Origin of the sequence: Mesorhizobium sp. WSM3873 (assembly GCF_001672445.1) — a bacterium.
In the GTDB taxonomy this organism is placed as follows: Bacteria; Pseudomonadota; Alphaproteobacteria; order Rhizobiales; family Rhizobiaceae; genus Mesorhizobium.
Genome location: NZ_LYTM01000003.1, coordinates 36,023 through 55,000, shown reverse-complemented (window position 1 = coordinate 55,000; position 18,978 = coordinate 36,023). Strand labels below are relative to the sequence as shown.

The following is an 18,978-nucleotide window of genomic DNA, read 5'->3' as shown; positions in this document are numbered from 1 at the left end:
CGGAAAGACCCCGTGCACCTTTACTATAGCTTTACATTGGCATTCGTAGTGGCATGTGTAGGATAGGTGGTAGGCTTTGAAGCCTGGGCGCCAGCTCAGGTGGAGCCACCCTTGAAATACCACCCTTATCACTATGGATGTCTAACCGCGGCCCGTTATCCGGGTCCGGGACAATGTATGGTGGGTAGTTTGACTGGGGCGGTCGCCTCCTAAAGAGTAACGGAGGCGCGCGATGGTGGGCTCAGAACGGTCGGAAATCGTTCGCTGAGTGCAATGGCATAAGCCTGCCTGACTGCGAGACTGACAAGTCGAGCAGAGACGAAAGTCGGTCATAGTGATCCGGTGGTCCCGTGTGGAAGGGCCATCGCTCAACGGATAAAAGGTACGCCGGGGATAACAGGCTGATGACCCCCAAGAGTCCATATCGACGGGGTTGTTTGGCACCTCGATGTCGACTCATCGCATCCTGGGGCTGGAGCAGGTCCCAAGGGTATGGCTGTTCGCCATTTAAAGCGGTACGTGAGTTGGGTTCAGAACGTCGTGAGACAGTTCGGTCCCTATCTGCCGTGGGTGTAGGAATATTGAAAGGATCTGTCCCTAGTACGAGAGGACCGGGATGGACGGATCTCTGGTGGACCTGTTGTGGCGCCAGCCGCATTGCAGGGTAGCTATATCCGGACGGGATAACCGCTGAAGGCATCTAAGCGGGAAACCCACCTTGAAACGAGTATTCCCTGAGAACCGTGGAAGACGACCACGTTGATAGGCCGGGTGTGGAAGAGCGGCAACGCTTGAAGCTTACCGGTACTAATAGTTCGATCGGCTTGATCGTTCTCATTCCTAATATCCATCCGACAAAGTCGGATGGTCTGCCAGCGCTCACGCATGAGCGGCCCTTACGGGCCTATGCTCCGCGAGGCGCCGGACGACCGGCGACGCGCAGTCGCGCTTGCGGGCTTCGCCCGTAGGCAAAACGCAGACGTCGCCTTGGCACAAAAACGACGATCCTTTGGATCGCGCTGCGACGATCCTTTGGATCGCGCTTGGCGACGATCCTTTGGATCGCGCTTGGCGACGATCCTTTGGATCGCGCTTGAACAGCTTCTCGATTTGAACGTGCGTTTCGCCGACCTGGTGGTTATGGCGGAGCGGCTGCACCCGATCCCATTCCGAACTCGGCCGTGAAACGCTCCAGCGCTGATGGTACTTCGTCTCAAGACGCGGGAGAGTAGGTCGCTGCCAGGTCTGCCAAGCGCACGTTCATCTCACATCCGGATTGGATGCAGACAAATCTTCTCCTTGCGATTGTTGTGATGCATGTCGTTGCCTCAAAACCGCTAACACTTTTGAGCGACATGCATGAGGCCCGCCAAACGGGATCCCGGGCCGCGCAAGCGGCCCTTTCATTGGGCGGTCCCTTGAATACGGTAAGCGCAAACTTACCTCTATCTTGACGCGGGGTGGAGCAGCCCGGTAGCTCGTCAGGCTCATAACCTGAAGGTCACAGGTTCAAATCCTGTCCCCGCAACCAATCCAAAAACGCCCGCCTCGTGCGGGCGTTTTTGTAGCTGGCCATACTGGGCCGGCTGATGTGAGCGGTCATCAGGCCCGCAAGCAGCGAACCGACGCCGCGCCGGCAGACAAGCCAAATCCCCACACCAATCCAGACCGGCCCGCCAACGCAGGCCGTTTGCGTTTGCGGCCCTACATTGCCCTCAAGGTCGACTCGACTTTTTGCTGCGATGGTCGCCCGGGCGTGCGTCGTCGGAACGATGCTCGAGGAGAGAGCTTCGCCGTGCGCGTGGAAAGCACCACCGGGGCCTTCGTGGAGTCGGCGGTGCCGAAGTCGGCCTGATGGTGCAAAGCTTGCAAAGCTGAAGAGGCCAACCTCACCAAAGCGGTCGAAACGGCGCTGGCCTCGGCGGCTATAACGCGGCATTGCCCGACGCGTTTCGCGCATCGACGCTACCAGTTCATGTCCTGGCGGTGGGCCGCGTGTCCCAATGGGGCCCGCTCGCGGCGCCGACCGGTCATGAACCGGCGGTGACGTCCATGCGTTGTGTCTCAGCCGGGTGAGTTTGGAACAGCGAAGGAAACGGACATGACCACGCATCCCAGCACCAATCGCTTGTCCGCACAGGAGCTGCACGACATCGATGCCTACTGGCGTGCCGCCAACTACCTGACTGTCGGGCAGATCTATCTACTCGACAATCCGCTGCTTCGCGAGCCGCTTCGGCTGGCGCACGTCAAGCCCAGGCTGCTTGGGCATTGGGGAACCTCGCCGGGCCTCAGCTTCATATACGCGCATCTCAACCGCGCGATCAGACTTCGCGATGTCAACGTTATTTACATCTGCGGCCCCGGCCATGGCGGACCGGCCATGGTTGCAAACAGCTATCTCGAAGGCACCTATAGCGAGATCAATCCGGATATTTCCCTCGAAGAGGCCGGAATGAGGACGCTCTTCCGGCAGTTTCCTTTCCGGGAGGCATCCCGAGCCATGCCGCTCCCGATGTGCCCGGGTCGATCCATGAAGGCGGCGAGCTCGGCTACGCGCTTTCGCATGCCTTTGGCGCGGCCTTCGACAACCCGGATCTTATCGTCGCCTGCGTCGTCGGCGACGGCGAGGCGGAAACCGGCCCGCTCGCCACATCCTGGCACTGCAACAAGTTCCTCAACCCGGCGCAGGACGGCGCGGTGCTGCCGATCCTCCATCTCAACGGCTATAAGATCGCCAGTCCCACCATTCTCGCCCGCATCTCTGACGAAGAATTGCGGGCGCTATTCGTCGGCTATGGCTACGAACCGCTGTTCGTCGAGGGTGACGATCCGCCCCTGATGCATGAGCGGATGGCCGTCGTACTCGACGATGCGCTGGACCGCATCCAGGCAATTCAGCAGGCGGCGCGCAGCGGCGGAGAGACTGCCGACGGCCGGCCGAAATGGCCGATGATCATCCTTAGAAGCCCGAAGGGCTGGACAGGCCCCAAGGAGGTCGACGGGCTGAAGACCGAAGGATTCTGGCGCGCGCATCAGGTTCCGCTCTCCGGTCTCGCCGAAAACCCTGCGCATCTGAAGATGCTCGAGGAGTGGCTGAGAAGTTATCGGCCCGAAGAGCTTTTCGATGCCGAGGGCGCGCCAGTGGCCATGATCCGCGCCACTGCCCCGCAAGGCGGCAGACGCATGAGCGCCAATCCGCATGCCAATGGCGGCCTGCTGCGCCGCTCCCTCCAACTGCCAAGCCTGCAAGAGCATGCCGTATCTGTCCAGCAGCCCGGCGGCGTGAAAGCAGAGTCGACCCGTGTGATGGGCGGTTTCCTGCGCGACGTCATGGCATTGAACCAAAGCGCCAAAAACTTCCGCATTGTCGGTCCCGACGAGACGGCTTCGAACCGGCTGCAGGACGTCTTCGAGGTGACCGAGCGCGCCTGGATGGAAAAGATTCTGCCCGAAGATGTGCATCTCGGCCGCGAAGGCAGGGTTCTGGAAATCCTGTCCGAGCATACCTGTCAGGGCTGGCTGGAAGGCTATCTGCTTACCGGCCGGCACGGCCTGTTCTCCTGCTACGAGGCCTTCACGCACATTGTCGATTCCATGTTCAACCAGCATGCGAAATGGCTGGATGCCTGCGGCAAGCTGCCGTGGCGGCGGCCGATTGCGTCCTTGAACTATTTGTTGTCGAGCCATGTCTGGCAGCAGGAGCACAATGGCTTCAGCCATCAGGATCCGGGCTTCATCGATGTCGCCTTGAACAAGAAGGCGGACATCGTGCGCGTCTATCTGCCGGCGGATGCCAACAGCCTGCTTTGCGTGACGGATCATGTGCTTCGGACATGGAACCGCATCAACGTGATCGTCGCCGGCAAAGCCAATTCCTGGCAGTGGCTGTCGATCACCGAGGCGAAAGTCCACTGCAAGGCCGGTATCGGCATATGGGAGTGGGCGTCGACCGACGGCGGGGCAGAGCCGGATGTGGTGATGGCCTGCGCCGGCGACGTGCCGACGCTCGAGACGCTGGCCGCGGTCCAAATTCTGAAACGCCACGTTCCCGGCCTCAAGGTGCGGGTGGTCAACATAGTCGACCTGATGACTTTGCAGCCCAAGGAACACCACCCGCACGGCCTGTCGGATCGTGAATTCGACGCGTTTTTCACGGCCGATAAGCCAGTCATCTTCGCGTATCACGGCTATCCATGGACCATCCATCGCCTGACTTACCGGCGGACCAACCACGACAACATCCACGTGCGCGGCTACAATGAGGAAGGGACGACGACGACGCCCTTCGACATGACCGTGCTCAATGGCCTCGACCGCTATCATCTCGTCTTGGGCGTGCTCGACCGCATTCCCGAGCCGGCCGGCGCGCATATTCGGCTGAAGCAGGCGATGGAAGGCAAGCTGATCGAGCACCGGACCTATATCCGCGAGAATGGGCAGGACATGCCCGAGGTCCTCGGCTGGAAATGGGAGCAGTAGTCGATGCCGAAGCGTCAGGCCAAATGGACGAGCGCACGATTGGCCGGGACCGGCCGACCATGACCGATGCCATTCTCGTCCTCAACGGCGGCTCCTCAAGCCTGAAGTTCGCCGTGTTTCAGCAGCGAAGCGAGCTTCACCTGCTGGTGCGCGGCAGCGTGTCGTCGATCGGACATCATCCACAATTGCATGTCGCGCCCTCAGAATTGTCACGCGAAATCGACAGGAGCCTGGGAGACGGACCGATCGGGATGGCCAAGGCGTTCGAGGCCATAGCTTCCTATCTCGAGGATCACGCTCTTTTGCGCCGGATCGGCACTGTCGGGCACCGCATCGTCCATGGCGGGCAAGAACTTACCCAAGCGACCTTGCTCGACGAGCGCACGCTCGACGCGCTGCATAGGCTTGAGCCGCTCGCACCGATCCATCAGGCGATCAACCTGGAGATCGTCCATCTGGCCGGTCGGCTTTTGCCGGAAGCCAAGCAAGTCGGCTGCTTCGATACGGCCTTTCACACGGCGCGTCCGGAGCTTGCCAGGCTCTATGGCTTGCCGCGCGAGATGTCGGAACGGGGCATCGTCTCCTACGGCTTCCACGGGCTCTCCTACAGGCACATCGCAGCGAAGCTCCGCGAGCGCGACGGCGACGCTGCCGGTGGCCGAACGATTGCCGCCCATCTCGGCAGCGGCGCGAGCCTGTGTGCGATGAAGGCAGGGGTAAGCCTCGCCACGACCATGGGTTTTTCGACGCTTGACGGCCTCGTCATGAGCACCCGTTGCGGCGCCATCGATCCTGGCGTGATCCTGCACCTTCTGCAGGAGCGCAAGCTGTCGGCCGACCGAGTGACCGAATTGCTCTACGAGCAGTCCGGCCTGCTGGGCGTATCCGGCATTTCCGGAGACATGCAGGCGCTGCTTGGGTCGAAAGACCCGGCGGCGGCGCGCGCCGTCGCGCTCTTCGTCTATCGCGCCGGACGTGAGATCGGATCGCTCGCGGCCGCGCTTGGAGGCCTCGACACGCTCGTGTTCACCGCCGGCATCGGCGAAAATGCATGGCAGATCCGGCAAGAGATCTGCGAGGCTGCTGCCTGGCTTGGTGTCGTGGTCGACCACGGTTTAAATCGCAGCGGCGAAGCGCTGGTCAGCGCGCGAGAGTCCAGCGTCGATGTTCTTGTCATTCCGGCCGACGAGGAACGTGCCGTGGCCACGCAGCTCCTCGACCTCGACACGGTCTGATCTGCCCGCGGCAGGATCGCAGGGATTAGCTCGGTAACTTGGCGCAGAGCTTCCGCTGAACCAGGACGAGCGTCGGGCGATCGGGCGTCGCGCGGGCCGTTTTCGTTCGCCTCACTTTCCCTTCAAGCTCGACTCGGCGATGGTCAGCCCGGCGCCTCGCGCCCTATATCCGGCCGCGCGGCCAAATGCATAAGGAGCGGAAGATGCGGCAGGCACTGATCGTATGGGGCGGCTGGGAAGGGCATGAACCCGAAGCCGGGGCGCGAGTCGTCAAAGCGATGCTTCAGGAGGAAGGCTTTGCCGTGCGCTTGGAAAATACGACCGCGGTGTTCGCCGACCCGGCGATCGCCGACCTCAGCCTGATCGTGCCGATCTACACCATGTCCAAGATCGCCAAGGCCGAAGAGGCGAACCTCACCAAAGCGGTCGAAAACGGCGTCGGCCTCGGCGGCTATCACGGCGGCATGGGCGACGCGTTTCGCGAATCGACGGACTACCAGTTCATGTGCGGCGGCCAGTGGGTCGCCCATCCCGGCAACATCATCGACTATCGTGTGAATATCGTGCGGCGCGACGACCCGATCGTGGCAGGCATCGACGATTTCCAATACCGCTCCGAGCAATATTACATGCATGTCGATCCATCGAACGACGTGCTGGCGACCACCACCTTCTCGGGCGAGCACGCGCCGTGGATCGCCGGCGTTGTCATGCCCGTGATTTGGAAGCGCCGGCACGGCAAAGGGCGGGTGTTCTATTCGTCGCTCGGCCACGCGGCCAAGGAATTCGAGGTGCCGCAGATGCGCACCATCCTGCGCCGCGGACTTGTGTGGGCGGCGCGCTGAACGCGCCCGTCGGTGCGGGCTGACGCCGGTGGCGGCCGGATTTCCCGAACCGAAAGCATCACCGACCCGCTCCTATGATCATAACAGATCATATGAATGAGTGATTTACATAAGACGTAAGCTTTCATACAACTGCCGGCAGCAACTTGCTCTATCGGGAGAGGATTGCGTGGAAAATATCGTTCCTTCGGACGCAACCGGGTGGATGCCTTCGGTCGACCAGGGCGGCGCAAGCGTGCACAACGCCGTCGTCAGCGTGCTGGGCAGCCGCATCCTGGGCGGCGACTATGCTCCCGGTGCAGCCTTGCCGCGCGAGGAGGAGCTCTGCGCCATGCTGGGCGTCAGCCGCACCTCGGTTCGGGAAGCGGTCAAGGTGCTGTCGGCGAAAGGTCTTGTCGAGGCCAGGCGGCGGGCGGGCGTGCGCGTGCTGCCGCGCGACAGCTGGCGCCTGCTCGACCCGGTGGTGCTCGGCTGGCACCCTTCCATCCAGGATGACGAGGAGCTGGTTTCCGGCCTGCTCGAGGCGCGCCGCATCTTCGAGCCGGCGGCGGCCGAGCTTGCGGCAAGGCGCGCCAGCGCCGCCGATCTCGCCGAAATCGAACGCGCGGTCGTCGGCATGCGCGACAATATCCCGGGCGACCTCAACGCGGTCTGCCAGGCGGACCTCGCCTTCCACAAGGGCGTCATCGCCGCCAGCCATAATGTCGTGCTCAAGGGGCTGGTCGGCATGCTGGAAGCTGCCCTGCGCGCCACCTTCCTGGTCACCAATCCGTTGATGGAGGCGCAATCGCGCGCGCTGTCGGCGCATGTCGCGGTGCTGGAGGCGATCCGCGTCCGCGATACCGCCGGCGCCCGCGGCGCCATGAACAGGCTGCTTGACATCGCCGCCGACGATCTTCACGCCAGAGGGTGACGTTTCCGGCTTGACGCCATTTTTTATCATATGATATTTCAATTTCATATGATCTAATTAGCGTCATGGGAGGAGTTGCGCTTGAGGATCGTGGCCATCACCACGCGCGTCGTGAACGCGGATATGCGCAACTGGGTGTTTGTGCGTGTCGAGACCGACCAGCCGGGCCTCTACGGTTGGGGCGAGGCGACGCTGGAATGGAAGACCCAGGCCGTCGTCGGCGCCGTCAACGACCTCGCGCCGCTTCTGGTCGGCCGCGACCCGCGCGACATCGAGCAGGCGGTGCGCATCCTCAAAAAGCACTCGTTCTGGCGGCTCGGCGTCATCGGCATGTCGGCGGTTTCCGGCATCGAGCTGGCGCTCTGGGACATTTTTGGCAAATGGCTCGATCAGCCGGTCTGGCGCTTGCTCGGCGGCAAGGTGCGCGACCGGGTCAAGGTCTACACGCATCTCGGCCTCGGCGACATGCGCGCCGTCTACGAAACGTTGGAGACCGAGCCGTTGGTGCGGCGCGCCTCCGAAGTGGTGGCCACGGGCTATCGCGCGCTGAAGGCCGTCTTCATCCCCTACAGCCACTATCATGCGCCGCTCGTCGAGGTCGACAAGGTCGGCCGCCTAATGGAGGCGCTGCGCAAGACAGTCGGTCCCGAAGTCGAGATCATGGTCGATTTCCACGGCCGTCCCGCCTCGGCCTCCACCGCGCTCGCCTATATCGACGCGCTTGCGCCCTACCGACCGATGTTCGTCGAGGAGCCGCTGCCGCCGGGTGAGACCGGCGCGCTGGCGCAGCTCGTCGCCAAATCGCGCGTGCCGATCGCCACCGGCGAGCGGCTGATCGATCGTCCCGAATTCGACGACCTTTTCCGGGCAAGGGCGGTCGACATCGTGCAGCCGGACATCTGCCACTGCGGCGGCCTGCTCGAGGCGAAGAAAATCGCCGCCATGGCCGAGGCGGTCTCGGTGGGTGTGGCGCCGCACAATCCGCTCGGTCCGATCGCCGGCGCGGCGGCGCTGCATTTCGCGGTCTCCACGCCCAATCACCTGATCCAGGAAGAGATGGTCGGTGCCGTGCCCTGGTATTTCGAGGTGGTGAAAGGGCCGATCCGCATGATCGACGGCTGCTGGCAGGTGCCGGATGCGCCCGGGCTCGGCGTCGAGGTCGACGAAGCGGTCGCCGATCGGCATCCCTACAGGCCGGAGGTCATGCACACCACCAATGCCGTCCTTGCCGACGGCACCATCGTGGACTGGTGACCATGGCCGGGCGACTGAAGGACAAGGTGGTGATTGTCACCGGCGCCGGGCGCGGCATCGGCGAGGCGACGGCGCGCGCGATGGCCGCCGAGGGTGCGGCCATCGTCGTGGCCGAAAAGGATGCGCTCAGCGGAAAGAGCGTTGCCGCGTCGCTGGTCGAAGCCGGCGCTCGGGCGCTGTTCGTGGAGACCGACGTCGCCGATATCGCATCCTGCAAAGCGATGGCCGAGCAAGCGCTTGCCACCTTCGGCCGCATCGACGTGCTGGTCGCCAATGCCGGCATCAACGTTTTCCACGAGCCGCTGGAAACCACGGAAGAGGAATGGCGGCGCTGCTTTGCCGTCGATCTCGACGGGGTGTGGTATTCGGCGCGCGCCGTGCTGCCGGCGATGCGGGCTCAGACGCAGGGTTCGATCGTGGCGATCGCTTCGTGCCATTCTTTCGCGATCATCCCCTCGACCTTTCCCTATCCGGTTGCCAAGCACGGACTGCTCGGCCTGGTACGATCGCTCGGCGTTCAATACGCGGCCGAAGGTGTTCGCGTGAACGCGATCGCACCCGGCTACATCGAGACGCAGATCGCGGTCGACTACTGGAACACCTTTCCTGATCCGCAGGCGGAGCGCCAGCGCACCTACGACCTGCACCCGCCGCGCCGCATCGGGCGGCCGGAGGAGGTGGCGATGACTGCCGTCTTCCTCGGCTCCGACGAGGCCCCGTTCATCAACGCGGCCTGCATCGTCATCGATGGCGGGCGCTCGGTTCTCTACCACGAATGAGGTTTCGCACCGGCGGCCGGTCGCCGGAAACGTCTTCAAGCAAAAAGGACTCCCGCCGGCCGGGATCGATGGAGGAGGAAACCATGAAACGCATGATCAGGACGTGGCTTGCTGTGGCCGCGACCGCAGCCGTCGCGCTGACGGTCCACGACGCCGGCGCGCAGGACAAGATGAAGTTCGGCTATATCAACAAGATGGGCGACCATCCCTGGTTCGTCCGCGAGGTGAAGGGCGCCAAGGACAAGGCCGCCGAGCTCGGCGTCGACCTGCTTGTCCAGGACGTTCAGTTCGACGCCAACCTCGCCGTCACCACCTTCGACACCTATGTCGGCGACGGCGTCAAGGGCATCGCCGTGGTGGTGCCGGACCGCTCGCTCGGCCCGGTCGTCGCCGACAAAGCAAAGGCCGCCAAGATCGGCCTGATTGCTGTCGACGACGACATCGCCTTCGCCGACGGCACGCCGGTCGCCTATGTCGGCATGAACGCGCTCAACATCGGCAAGCAGGTCGGCGGCGAGATTGCCCGCATCGTCAAGGCCGAAGGCTGGGACAAGGACCTCTCCAAGGTCCGCGTCGGCTCGATCGAGGACCAGAAGGCCGACACCTGCATGCGCCGCAACAAGGGCGCGGAGGAAGCGTTGGTCGCGGCGATCCCGGAGATCAAGTCGCGCATCGTCTCGATTCCCTACGACAATACGATGGTCAACTCGATCGATGTCGTGTCGACGACGCTGACGGCCAATCCGGACGCCGAGAAGTGGATCTTCTACTCCTGCAATGACGACGGCGTGCTCGGCGGCGTGCGCGCCACAGAGAATGCCGGCATGAAGCCGGAGAACGTCATCGGCATCGGCATCGACGGCTCCCGCTCCTGCGAGGCCTTCGGTTCCGGCAAGCCGACGGGCTTCCGCGGCACGATGTGGCTAGACAGCGCCAAGCACGGCGCCGCCGCCATCCAGGCGCTCTACGACCAAGCCACCGGCAAGGAGATGCAGAAGGACTATTTCCAGGACGCCACGCTGATCAGCGGCGAGAACTTCGCCAAGTTCAAGGACACTCTCGGTTGCAAGTCCTAGGCTCCCTTTCGGGCTCGGAGCGGATGGCCTTCGGGCGGGCGGCTTCAAAGGGAGCCTCCCGCCCATGACCGTGCCCGTCGTTTCCGTCGACGGCGTCAGCAAGCGCTTCGGCGCCGTGCAGGCGCTGCGCGACGTGTCGGTCGCTTTCAACGTCGGCGAGATCACCGCGCTGATCGGCGAGAACGGCGCCGGCAAGTCGACGCTGATGCGCGTGCTGGAGGGCGAGCATCGGCCGGATAGCGGCCGGGTTCTGGTCGACGGGCAGCCGGTGCAGCTCAGCTCGCCGCGCGCCGCACACGGCTCGGGCATCCGCGTCATCCATCAGGAGCCGGAGATCATCCCGGAGCTTACGGTGGCGGAAAACATCTTCATCGGGGACATCAAGGCGCGGGGCGCAATTTTTCTCGACCGCGCTGATCTCGAAAGGCGCAGTCTCGACCTGTTGCGCACCTTTGGCGTGGTCGACGTGCTTTCGCCCGGGCAGCGCTGCCATGGCCTGAGCCCGGCGCTCAGGCAGCTGATCGAAATCATGCGCGCGCTGCGGCCGGGCGCGCGGCTGCTTGCCTTCGACGAGCCGACCTCGTCTTTGACGGAGGACGAGGCGCAACGGCTGTTCCGCGTCATCCGGCGCCTGAAGGCCGACGGCGTCGCGGTGATCTACATCTCGCACCGGCTGCGCGAGATCATCGAGCTTGCCGATCGGTGCGTGGTGATGCGCGACGGCAGCCGCGTCGCCGACGAACCAATCGCGGCGCTCGACGAGCAGCGCATGGTGCGGCTGATGGTCGGCAGGCCGGTAAGCGACCTGTTCAACCGAAAAGTGCGCGCGCTCGGGCCGGTCCGGCTGGCGCTCGAAGGCGTCACGACACGCCGCGTCGACGGGATCAGCTTCGAGGTCAGGGCCGGCGAGATCGTCGGCCTGGGTGGATTGGTCGGCGCGGGGCGGACGGAAGTCGCGCGTGCGATCGTCGGCCTCGATCCTCTGCTCTCCGGGCGAATGGCCGTCGGCGGCCGGCCTTACAGGCCGCGCGAGCCGGCGGATGCGGTTGCCGCCGGAATCGGGCTGGTGCCGGAGGACCGCAAGCAGGAAGCCCTGCTTTTTATGCAGGCGGTGCGCGACAATGTCAGCCTCGTGGTGCCCGACAAGGTGTCGCGCTACGGCTTCTTCAGCCGCAGGCGCGAGCGCGCGCTGGTCGCCCGCCATGTCGCCGAGCTCAGGGTCAAGACGCCGTCGATCGAGCAGGCGGTCGGGAAATTGTCCGGGGGCAACCAGCAGAAGGTCGTCTTCGCGCGCTGGCAGGCACGGGGGCCGGCGGTGCTCATCCTCGACGAGCCGACGCGCGGCATCGATGTCGGCGCCAAAGCGGAGATCTACAGGCTCATCGAGAGCCTGGCCGACCAGGGCCTCGCCATCCTGCTCATCTCCTCGGAGATGCCGGAGCTGCTCGGCCTCGCCGACCGCGTCCTGGTCATGCAGAGCGGTCGCATCAGCGGCGAGCTGCCGTGGCAAGAGGCGAGCGAGGAGGCGGTGCTGGCGCTGGCCATGCGCTCGGACAAGAAAGCAATCGAAAGGAGGGTGTCGTGACCGATACCGCGACCGCCGGACGCGAGCGCGCGCCGGCCAGCCTGTTTGGCCGCATCGGCGCGCAAAACATCAGCCTGCTGATCGCTCTGGTCGTGCTGCTGGCGATCTTTGGCGTGTTGAGGCCGGACGTCTTCTTCACGCCGCGCAACCTGATCAACATAGGCCTCGCGGTCACCATTCTCGGCATCCTGGCAATGGCGCAGACCGTCGTCATCGTATCGGGCGGGCTCGACATCTCGGTCGGGTCGATCGTCGGCCTGAGCACGATGGTGCTGGCCGTCGCCGCCCAGGAAACCGGCTCGATCCCCGCCGGCATCCTCGCCGGCCTGCTCGCCGGATTGCTGGCAGGCGCAGTCAACGGGCTGATCATCGTCTACGGGCCGGTCAATGCGGTGATCGCGACGCTTGGCACGATGTCGGCCTTCCGCGGCCTCGCCTATCTGATGAACAACGGCAATTCCATACCGATCACCGGCGACAGCCTGCGCGCGCTGGGCATCGGCACGCTGTTCGGGCTGCCCTTCGCCATCTGGCTGCTGATCGCGGCGATGGCGGCTTTCATCGTTTTCACCCGTGAGACGGTCGTCGGCCGCAATATCTACGCGCTCGGCGGCAATCCGACGGTGGCGCGGCTCGCCGGCATCCCGATCCGCCGCTATCAGATCTCGATCTATGCGATGAGCGGCTTCGCCGCGGCGGTGGCGGGTCTGGTGCTCGCCAGCCGCACCATGTCCGGACAGCCCGCCTCCGGCAGCCAGGGGCTGGAGCTCGAGGCTATCACCGCCGCGATCCTCGGCGGCTGCGCGCTGCAGGGCGGCAAGGGCACGATCATCGGCGCGATGTTAGGTGTGCTGATCATCGGCGTCCTTAACAACGGCATGATCCTGACCTCCGTGCCGACCTTCTACCAGCTGCTCGCCAAGGGCGCGCTTTTGATCCTGGCCGTCATCGTGCAAGAGCGCCAGCGGGCCCGGTCGGGAGAATAGCCCCGCGCGAGGTTAGACGCTTTCGAGATAGGTCTCGATCTCGAAGTCGCTGACATTGAGCGCGAAGGTGTTCAACTCCTGGCGTTTGCAGGCGATGAAAGCGTCGCGCAGCACGGCCGGGAAGATTTCGGCGACGCGCTTGCCGGTCTCGAAGGCGGCGATCGCCGAGGCCCAGTCAGGCGGCAGCTTGGCAAGCGTGAGGCCCTGCCCCTCGCCGCCGGTCGGCTCGCCAGGCGACAGCTGCCGCTCGATGCCCATCAGCGCGGCACCCAGGATCGCCGCCAGCACCAGATAGGGATTGGCGTCGGCCCCGGAAACGCGATGCTCGATGCGGCGCGCGGCAGACGGGCCGCCTGGAATGCGGATCGCCACCATGCGGTTTTCGTAGCCCCAGGCGACAGCCGTCGGCGCATAGGACCGTGGCCGCAGCCGGCGATAAGAATTGAAATGCGGCGCGAACACCAGCGTGCTTTCGGCCATGGCCGCGAGCAGGCCGCCGACGGCGTGGCGCATGGTGTCGGAGCCCTGGTCTCTGCCGTCGTCGAAGATGTTGCGGCCGTCCTTGTCGAGCACGCTGAAATGAACATGGAAACCGTTGCCGGCGCGCTCGCCATAGGGCTTGGCCATGAAGCAGGCGGCAAAGCCGTGCTTGCGCGCGATGCCCTTGACCGTGCGCTTGAAAAGCACGGCGTCGTCCGCGGCGCGCAAGGCATCCGGAACGTGGTTGAGGTTGATCTCGAACTGGCCGACGCCGTTCTCGGCGATCGCCGTATCGACCGGAATGCCCTGCATGCGGCAGGCTTCGTAGATGTCGTGGATGAAGCCTTCGAAATCGTCGATTTCGTCGATCGAAAGCGCCGCATCGGAATCGAGACGCCGGCCGGTGACCGGCGAGACAGGACCGACCGGACGCTGCGATGTCGGATCGACGAGATAGAATTCAAGCTCGGTCGCGGTAACCGGCGTCAGACCAAGCGCTGCGTAGCGGTCGAGGATGCGGGCGAGCGCGCGGCGCGGATCGCCGAGATAGGGTGCGCCGGCCTCATCGGCGAGCCACAGGGGCAAAAGCGCCGTCGGATGCGCCGTCCAGTTGACGGGCAGGATGCCGCGTCCGGTCCAATGGCAAAGCCCGTCGGCGTCACCGGTCGAGAAAACCTGGGCGTTGCCTTCGATGTCCTCTCCCCAGATGTCGAGCCCGATCAGCGAATAAGGCATGCGCAGCTTGCCTTCGAGCGCCTTGCGCGCCTGCTCGACCGGGATGCGCTTGCCGCGCATGATGCCGTTCAGGTCGCACACCGCGGCCCGCAGGCTCTGGATGTCGCTTCTGCTTTCAAGCCAGTTCAAAACGTCCGCAATTGCATCGCCCAATTTCCAGCCCCTGTTCTTTCGGAGGTGCTGCAGCCGTTCCGGCTACGATATCCATTCTACAGCTTGTGAGTTTATGAAGGTCGCCACGGATGGTTCCAGGCGATGTTCCTTCATTTTTTCAATTCACTAGCTGGGATATCGGGCGGCATTTTGGGTCCATAGCTGCGATCTGCGATCGCAACATAGCTGGCCGCTAGGGGAAAGCCAAGGGGGCATTTGCGCGGTCAACGGTGAGCTGGCTGCCGGTATCGCAATCCCTCGATCTACGCTGAGGCATTAGTGCCGCAATTCAGGAAACTTGATCTGTTTGAGAATGTGCGTCGCGCCCTCGTCGATGTCGCGCACGATGGCCGCGCGGGCTCGTTCGCCGTCCTGGACCTCGATCGCCGCCACGACCTCTTCATGATAGTCGATGCCGAGAATGCCGGCGAGGTCGTCCTCGAAGCCGATGCGCAGGTTGCGGAGGAAGGGGCCCACCTGCATCCACACGGTCTCGATCAGGAAGATCATCTGCTCGTTGCCGCAGTGGCGGTATATCGAGAATTTGAAGTCGTGATTCTTGCGCAGGTAGTCGTCGATGTCGCCGCTGCGGGCGGCCTGGGTGAGTTCGGCGCAATGACGGCGGATGGCGCGCAGGTTGTTGCCGTTGATGAGGCCGGTGGCGAGCTCAGTGGCCGTGCCTTCCAGGACCGTGCGCACGTCGGTGAGCTGCTGGAAACGGTCCGCCGAAATCATCGGCACCTCGACGCTGCCGTTCGGCATCGGGCTCAGCGCCCTGAGCGCCTGCAGCCGCATGAAGGCGCTGCGCACAGGCATGTCGCTGGTGCCGAGCTCCTTGGCGAGCTTGCGCGAGGTCAGCTTCTGGCCGGGCTGGAGCTGACCCGACATCAGCGCCCGCACCAGTTCCAGATAGACTTTCTCATGCAGCGGTACTGTGTCGAGGGCAGTCAGTCCGAATTGTGTTTTGTCGGCCATTGGCTATGCGCTACTTCGTCCGTCCCTGAAATCTGGTTTAGCCGCTCTGTCTGCAACCACGACACTTGGCCGGCGGCCCTCGATCGCACGATAGACGGTTAACGCGCGGCGCCGCAAGTGAGGCAGGGGCGGCCTCCTGCCTGACCCGAACGGCGCCCCTGGGCATGCGCGCCGTGGAGCGGTTCCAGTTAGCTGGAGACGCACTATCCGATGCGCGCGTCGATGATCTCGACGAAGCGCGCGAAGAGGCCGGCCTGCGACCTGATCTTGAGCTTGCGATAGATGTTGCGGCGATGGACCTTCACGGTCCCTGGGACGATCCTGAGCGCCCTGGCGATCGATTCCGTCGAGTGACCTTGGAGCACCAGGTCGACGACCTGTTTCTCGCGCGAGGTCAGCGACAGGCTCTTCCAGATGTGGGCGCGATCCAGCTCATTGGTCACCGCCGCGGCTTCGCCCGGCGGCGCAACCGTGGTCTCTTCGGCAGGCAAGGCTGGCCAGCGCTGTCGGCAGAAGCCGACCACCGCGGGAGCCATGTCGCGCAACAGCCTGGCGTCGGCTGTTCCGAACGGCCCCGAGGCGCGCAGCCGCATCAGCGACAGCACCAGCGCATCCTTGCCGGCCAGCGGAATGAAGAAGCCGACCTCCTCGGCGAGCCGGGTCTGGCTGTAGTACGAGCGGTAGTACTCGCTGGCATAGAAGCGGTCCGGCGCCAACTCGCGCATGCGCCAGAAGCCTTCCCTGCGCTCGACCGCGGCGTGATGGAAGGGGTCGAGCAGATAGGGCCCTTCCTGATAGAGCGCGACGAAGATGTGGCTTTCGGCCGGCGAAAAGGTCTCGAACAGAAGCGGCGGCCGCGCAGCACCCCGATAGCCGAAGACGACGCAGTGATCGAAGCGGACATGCCCGCGCAGCCAGCCGACGATCGCCTTGCCGAAATGATCGCCGGGCTCGCGCGCCGTGGCAATCACGGCGCCGAGCGCGTTGTAGTCGTCGCTGCGGGAGGCGCTCAATTCATACCCCTCGAAATGCTAAAATCAATTAAATATACCACCCGCGAGGTATATACTAGCCGCCATTGGCTCTGCTAGCTTTGCAAAGATTGCCTCACGCTGTCGCTGGAGCCCGTGGCTTGACTGCAGTGCCCGATATCGAGTTTCGCGCGGTGACCAAGCGCTACGGCGCCGTCACGGCGGTCAGCGGCATCGACCTTGCCATCCCGCCCGCGGCCTTCGTCGCCCTGCTCGGACCATCCGGCTGCGGCAAGACGACATGCCTGCGCATGATCGGCGGCTTCGAGCAGCCGAGCGAGGGCCAGGTGCTGATCCGCGGCCGCGACATGGCCGGAACGCCGCCTTACCGGCGTCCGGTCAACATGGTGTTCCAGCAGTACGCGCTGTTTCCGCATCTCGATGTCGAGGAGAACATCTCCTACGGACTGCGCCAGGCAAGGCCGCGTCTGTCGTCGCGCGAGATCAGCCTGAAGGCAGGTGAGGCATTGGCCATGGTGCAGCTTGCCGGCTACGGACGCCGCAAGATCCACGAGCTCTCCGGCGGCCAGCAGCAGCGCGTCGCGCTCGCCCGGGCGCTGGTCAACAAGCCTGCGGTGCTGTTGCTCGACGAGCCACTGGCGGCGCTCGACAAGAAGCTGCGCACAGACATGCAGATCGAGCTGCAGAACCTGCAGCGGGAGATAGGCATCACCTTCGTTCTGGTCACCCACGACCAGGAGGAGGCACTGTCGATGAGTGACTTCGTGTGCGTCATGAATGGCGGCCGCGTGGTGCAACTCGGCCAGCCGAGCGAGATTTATGACGAGCCGGCCGATCTGTTCGTTGCCGATTTCGTCGGCAAGACGAATCTGCTCAGCGGCAAGGTGGCCGGGCTCTCCGGCGACCTCGTCGACGTGGCGCTCGCCGACGGCACGGTGATTTCGGCGCGCAAGCGGGTACCGCTCAGCCGGGGCGAGGCCGTATCCGTCAGCCTTCGGCCGGAATCGCTCAGCCTCTCGGCGCCCGGCGGCGGCGGCCTCAAGGGCATTGTCCGGAACCGCATCTTTCTTGGCTCGACCGCGGAATACGCGATCGAAGTGCAGGGCATTGGATCATTGCTTACCAAGGCCGATCACGTGACTGGCCGGGGCAACCTTTTCAAGCCGGGCGAACCCGTCGCCATCGGCTTCGCCGCCGGAGCGCCGCTGGCGTTTCCGCGCCCTAAGAACAACGGGACCAACCAGAGGGAAGACCAACATGTCAAAATCCTATCGTGACGGACTGCCGATAAGCCCCGAAAAATTCGTCGACCAATTGATGCGCCTGAAGCGCGGATCGATCAGCCGGCGCGACTTCCTTGGCCTCACCGGTCTTGGCGTCGCGACCGCGGTGATGGCGCGCGAGCTCGGCATCAGGCCGACACCGGCCTTTGCTGCCGAGAACTTCGGCGACCGCATGTCTATCGCCACCTGGCCGAACTATCACGACCCGCAGACCTTCGAGAACTTCAAGGCCGAGACGGGCGTGGCCGTCGAGGTCAACGTCTTCGGTTCGAACGAAGAGATGCTGGCCAAGCTGCAGGCCGGCGGCTCGGGCTGGAGCCTGTTCGTGCCGACCAACTACACCATCTCGACCTATAAGAAGCTCGGCATCATCGAGCCGCTGGACATGGCCAAGCTCGGCAATTTCGACGGCAGCAAGGAAGATGCCCGCTTCACCGCGGAAGGCACGATCGACGGCACGATCTACGCCGTGCCGAAGAACTGGGGCACGACCGGCTTTGCCGTCAACACCAAGAAGCTCGCCAAGCCGATGTCGAGCTGGAAGGAATTCTGGGATACTGCCATGGCGGAAGGCGATGGCCGCACCATGGTGCACGACTACCAGCTGACCACGATCGGCAATGCGCTGAAATATCACGGCTACTCGTTCAACTCGCTGAAGCAGGACGAGCTCGCCAAGGCCGAGGAACTGCTGCTCAAGGTCAAGCCGCATCTGTTCGCGGTGTCGAGCGACTATCAGCCGTCGATGCGCTCGGGCGACGCCTGGATGACGATGTGCTGGACCAATGACGGCGCGCAGCTTCATCGCGATATTCCTGAGATCGCCTATGTGCTCGGCAAGGAGGGCGGCGAGATCTGGACCGACTTCTACGCCATCCCGAAGGACGCGCCGAACAAGCCGGCCGGCTATGCGCTGCTCAACTACCTGATGAACCCGAAGGTCGCCGTCAAGGAGCATCTGGCCAATGGCGCGCCCTCGACCGACGCGCGGGTCAACGCGCTGCTGCCGAAGGAGGTGCTCGAGAACCCGATTCTCTATCCGGCCGCCGAGCTTCTGAAGCCGCTCGAGTTCGGCGCCGCCGCGACGCTGACCGATCCGGGCCGCGCCGAGCTGATGGCGCGCTTCAAGGCCGCGTGAATCAGGGCACCAACTCCGGTCAAGTTCTTACCGCCGGCGGGCAGAGGCCCGCCGGCGCCGAAGCGGC

Annotated in this window: 14 protein-coding genes, 1 tRNA gene, 2 rRNA genes and 1 pseudogene (1 of these 18 running past the window's edge); 14 read left to right on the top strand and 4 right to left on the bottom strand. The window is 64.1% G+C overall.

Features of this window, described 5'->3' with window-relative positions:
• The 3 genes from A9K71_RS02905 to A9K71_RS02895 form a co-directional block, all read left to right on the top strand.
• Nucleotides 1–832 (top strand): 23S ribosomal RNA (locus A9K71_RS02905) (it extends 2,059 nt beyond the left edge of the window).
• 298 nt (nucleotides 833–1,130) lie between these two features.
• Nucleotides 1,131–1,245: ribosomal RNA gene (gene rrf, locus A9K71_RS02900) — 5S ribosomal RNA — on the top strand.
• Between the two features lie 209 nt (nucleotides 1,246–1,454).
• Nucleotides 1,455–1,531: transfer RNA gene (locus A9K71_RS02895), tRNA-Met, on the top strand.
• Here A9K71_RS02895 and A9K71_RS31110 read toward each other — a convergent pair.
• The gene (locus A9K71_RS31110) at nucleotides 1,502–1,960 is read right to left on the bottom strand and encodes a hypothetical protein (RefSeq protein WP_156752574.1); all 459 of its coding nucleotides are present in this window, start codon (nucleotides 1,958–1,960) and stop codon (nucleotides 1,502–1,504) included. The two genes, A9K71_RS02895 and A9K71_RS31110, sit on opposite strands and share 30 nt — an antisense overlap.
• Nucleotides 1,961–2,101: 141 nt before the next feature.
• On the opposite strand from A9K71_RS31110, the pseudogene A9K71_RS02890 reads away from it, so the two are divergent.
• From A9K71_RS02890 to A9K71_RS02850, 9 genes and pseudogenes are all read left to right on the top strand, one after another.
• Nucleotides 2,102–4,482 (top strand): annotated as a pseudogene (locus tag A9K71_RS02890) (phosphoketolase family protein).
• 59 nt (nucleotides 4,483–4,541) lie between these two features.
• Entirely contained in the window at nucleotides 4,542–5,717 is a 1,176-nt protein-coding gene (locus A9K71_RS02885) for an acetate/propionate family kinase (RefSeq protein WP_066990469.1), read from the top strand.
• Between the two features lie 203 nt (nucleotides 5,718–5,920).
• Entirely contained in the window at nucleotides 5,921–6,562 is a 642-nt protein-coding gene (locus A9K71_RS02880; protein WP_066990466.1) for a ThuA domain-containing protein, read from the top strand.
• A gap of 169 nt (nucleotides 6,563–6,731) precedes the next feature.
• The gene (locus tag A9K71_RS02875) at nucleotides 6,732–7,475 is read left to right on the top strand and encodes a FadR/GntR family transcriptional regulator (protein WP_082953630.1); all 744 of its coding nucleotides are present in this window, start codon (nucleotides 6,732–6,734) and stop codon (nucleotides 7,473–7,475) included.
• A gap of 90 nt (nucleotides 7,476–7,565) precedes the next feature.
• Nucleotides 7,566–8,729: a galactonate dehydratase gene (dgoD, locus tag A9K71_RS02870; RefSeq protein WP_245299514.1), complete on the top strand. Its 1,164-nt coding sequence runs from the start codon at nucleotides 7,566–7,568 to the stop codon at nucleotides 8,727–8,729.
• Between the two features lie 2 nt (nucleotides 8,730–8,731).
• Nucleotides 8,732–9,508: an SDR family oxidoreductase gene (locus A9K71_RS02865; RefSeq protein WP_066990055.1), complete on the top strand. Its 777-nt coding sequence runs from the start codon at nucleotides 8,732–8,734 to the stop codon at nucleotides 9,506–9,508.
• Between the two features lie 83 nt (nucleotides 9,509–9,591).
• Nucleotides 9,592–10,584, top strand: a complete 993-nt coding sequence (locus A9K71_RS02860; RefSeq protein WP_082980319.1) for a substrate-binding domain-containing protein — start codon at nucleotides 9,592–9,594, stop codon at nucleotides 10,582–10,584.
• A 64-nt stretch (nucleotides 10,585–10,648) separates the two neighbouring features.
• Nucleotides 10,649–12,169: a sugar ABC transporter ATP-binding protein gene (locus A9K71_RS02855; RefSeq protein WP_066990049.1), complete on the top strand. Its 1,521-nt coding sequence runs from the start codon at nucleotides 10,649–10,651 to the stop codon at nucleotides 12,167–12,169.
• On the top strand, nucleotides 12,166–13,155 hold the full coding sequence (locus tag A9K71_RS02850) for an ABC transporter permease (RefSeq protein ID WP_082953629.1): 990 nt from the start codon (nucleotides 12,166–12,168) through the stop codon (nucleotides 13,153–13,155). The genes A9K71_RS02855 and A9K71_RS02850 overlap by 4 nt, the downstream gene beginning before the upstream one ends.
• 12 nt (nucleotides 13,156–13,167) lie before the next feature.
• Here the strand turns inward: A9K71_RS02850 and A9K71_RS02845 are convergent, their stop codons facing one another.
• The 3 genes from A9K71_RS02845 to A9K71_RS02835 form a co-directional block, all read right to left on the bottom strand.
• Nucleotides 13,168–14,523 carry a glutamine synthetase family protein gene (locus A9K71_RS02845; RefSeq protein WP_066990046.1) on the bottom strand — a complete coding sequence of 452 codons (1,356 nt, stop codon included), beginning with the start codon at nucleotides 14,521–14,523 and terminating at the stop codon, nucleotides 13,168–13,170.
• Between the two features lie 276 nt (nucleotides 14,524–14,799).
• Entirely contained in the window at nucleotides 14,800–15,498 is a 699-nt protein-coding gene (locus A9K71_RS02840) for a GntR family transcriptional regulator (protein ID WP_066990043.1), read from the bottom strand.
• Nucleotides 15,499–15,701: 203 nt separating this feature from the next.
• Nucleotides 15,702–16,511 carry a helix-turn-helix transcriptional regulator gene (locus A9K71_RS02835; protein WP_066990039.1) on the bottom strand — a complete coding sequence of 270 codons (810 nt, stop codon included), beginning with the start codon at nucleotides 16,509–16,511 and terminating at the stop codon, nucleotides 15,702–15,704.
• A 119-nt stretch (nucleotides 16,512–16,630) separates the two neighbouring features.
• Between A9K71_RS02835 and A9K71_RS02830 the strand changes: the two genes are divergently transcribed.
• Together A9K71_RS02830 and A9K71_RS02825 are read left to right on the top strand one after the other, a co-directional pair.
• Complete coding sequence (locus A9K71_RS02830) at nucleotides 16,631–17,767, top strand: ABC transporter ATP-binding protein (protein WP_066990036.1); 1,137 nt, start codon at nucleotides 16,631–16,633, stop codon at nucleotides 17,765–17,767.
• Nucleotides 17,748–18,911 (top strand): spermidine/putrescine ABC transporter substrate-binding protein, encoded by a 1,164-nt coding sequence (locus tag A9K71_RS02825; RefSeq protein ID WP_066990033.1) that lies wholly within the window; start codon nucleotides 17,748–17,750, stop codon nucleotides 18,909–18,911. Before A9K71_RS02830 ends, A9K71_RS02825 begins: the two co-directional genes overlap by 20 nt.
• The last annotated feature ends 67 nt before the right edge of the window (nucleotides 18,912–18,978 follow it).

Bases quoted from the DNA above. Each gene is read 5' to 3' on its own strand.
- A9K71_RS02865 (WP_066990055.1), top strand. From the start codon at position 8,732: ATGGCCGGGCGACTGAAGGACAAGGTGGTGATTGTCACCGGCGCCGGG.
- A9K71_RS02840 (WP_066990043.1), bottom strand. From the start codon at position 15,498: ATGGCCGACAAAACACAATTCGGACTGACTGCCCTCGACACAGTACCG.
- A9K71_RS02825 (WP_066990033.1), top strand. From the start codon at position 17,748: ATGTCAAAATCCTATCGTGACGGACTGCCGATAAGCCCCGAAAAATTC.
- A9K71_RS31110 (WP_156752574.1), bottom strand. From the start codon at position 1,960: ATGCGCGAAACGCGTCGGGCAATGCCGCGTTATAGCCGCCGAGGCCAG.
- A9K71_RS02855 (WP_066990049.1), top strand. From the start codon at position 10,649: ATGACCGTGCCCGTCGTTTCCGTCGACGGCGTCAGCAAGCGCTTCGGC.
- A9K71_RS02860 (WP_082980319.1), top strand. From the start codon at position 9,592: ATGAAACGCATGATCAGGACGTGGCTTGCTGTGGCCGCGACCGCAGCC.
- A9K71_RS02880 (WP_066990466.1), top strand. From the start codon at position 5,921: ATGCGGCAGGCACTGATCGTATGGGGCGGCTGGGAAGGGCATGAACCC.
- A9K71_RS02885 (WP_066990469.1), top strand. From the start codon at position 4,542: ATGACCGATGCCATTCTCGTCCTCAACGGCGGCTCCTCAAGCCTGAAG.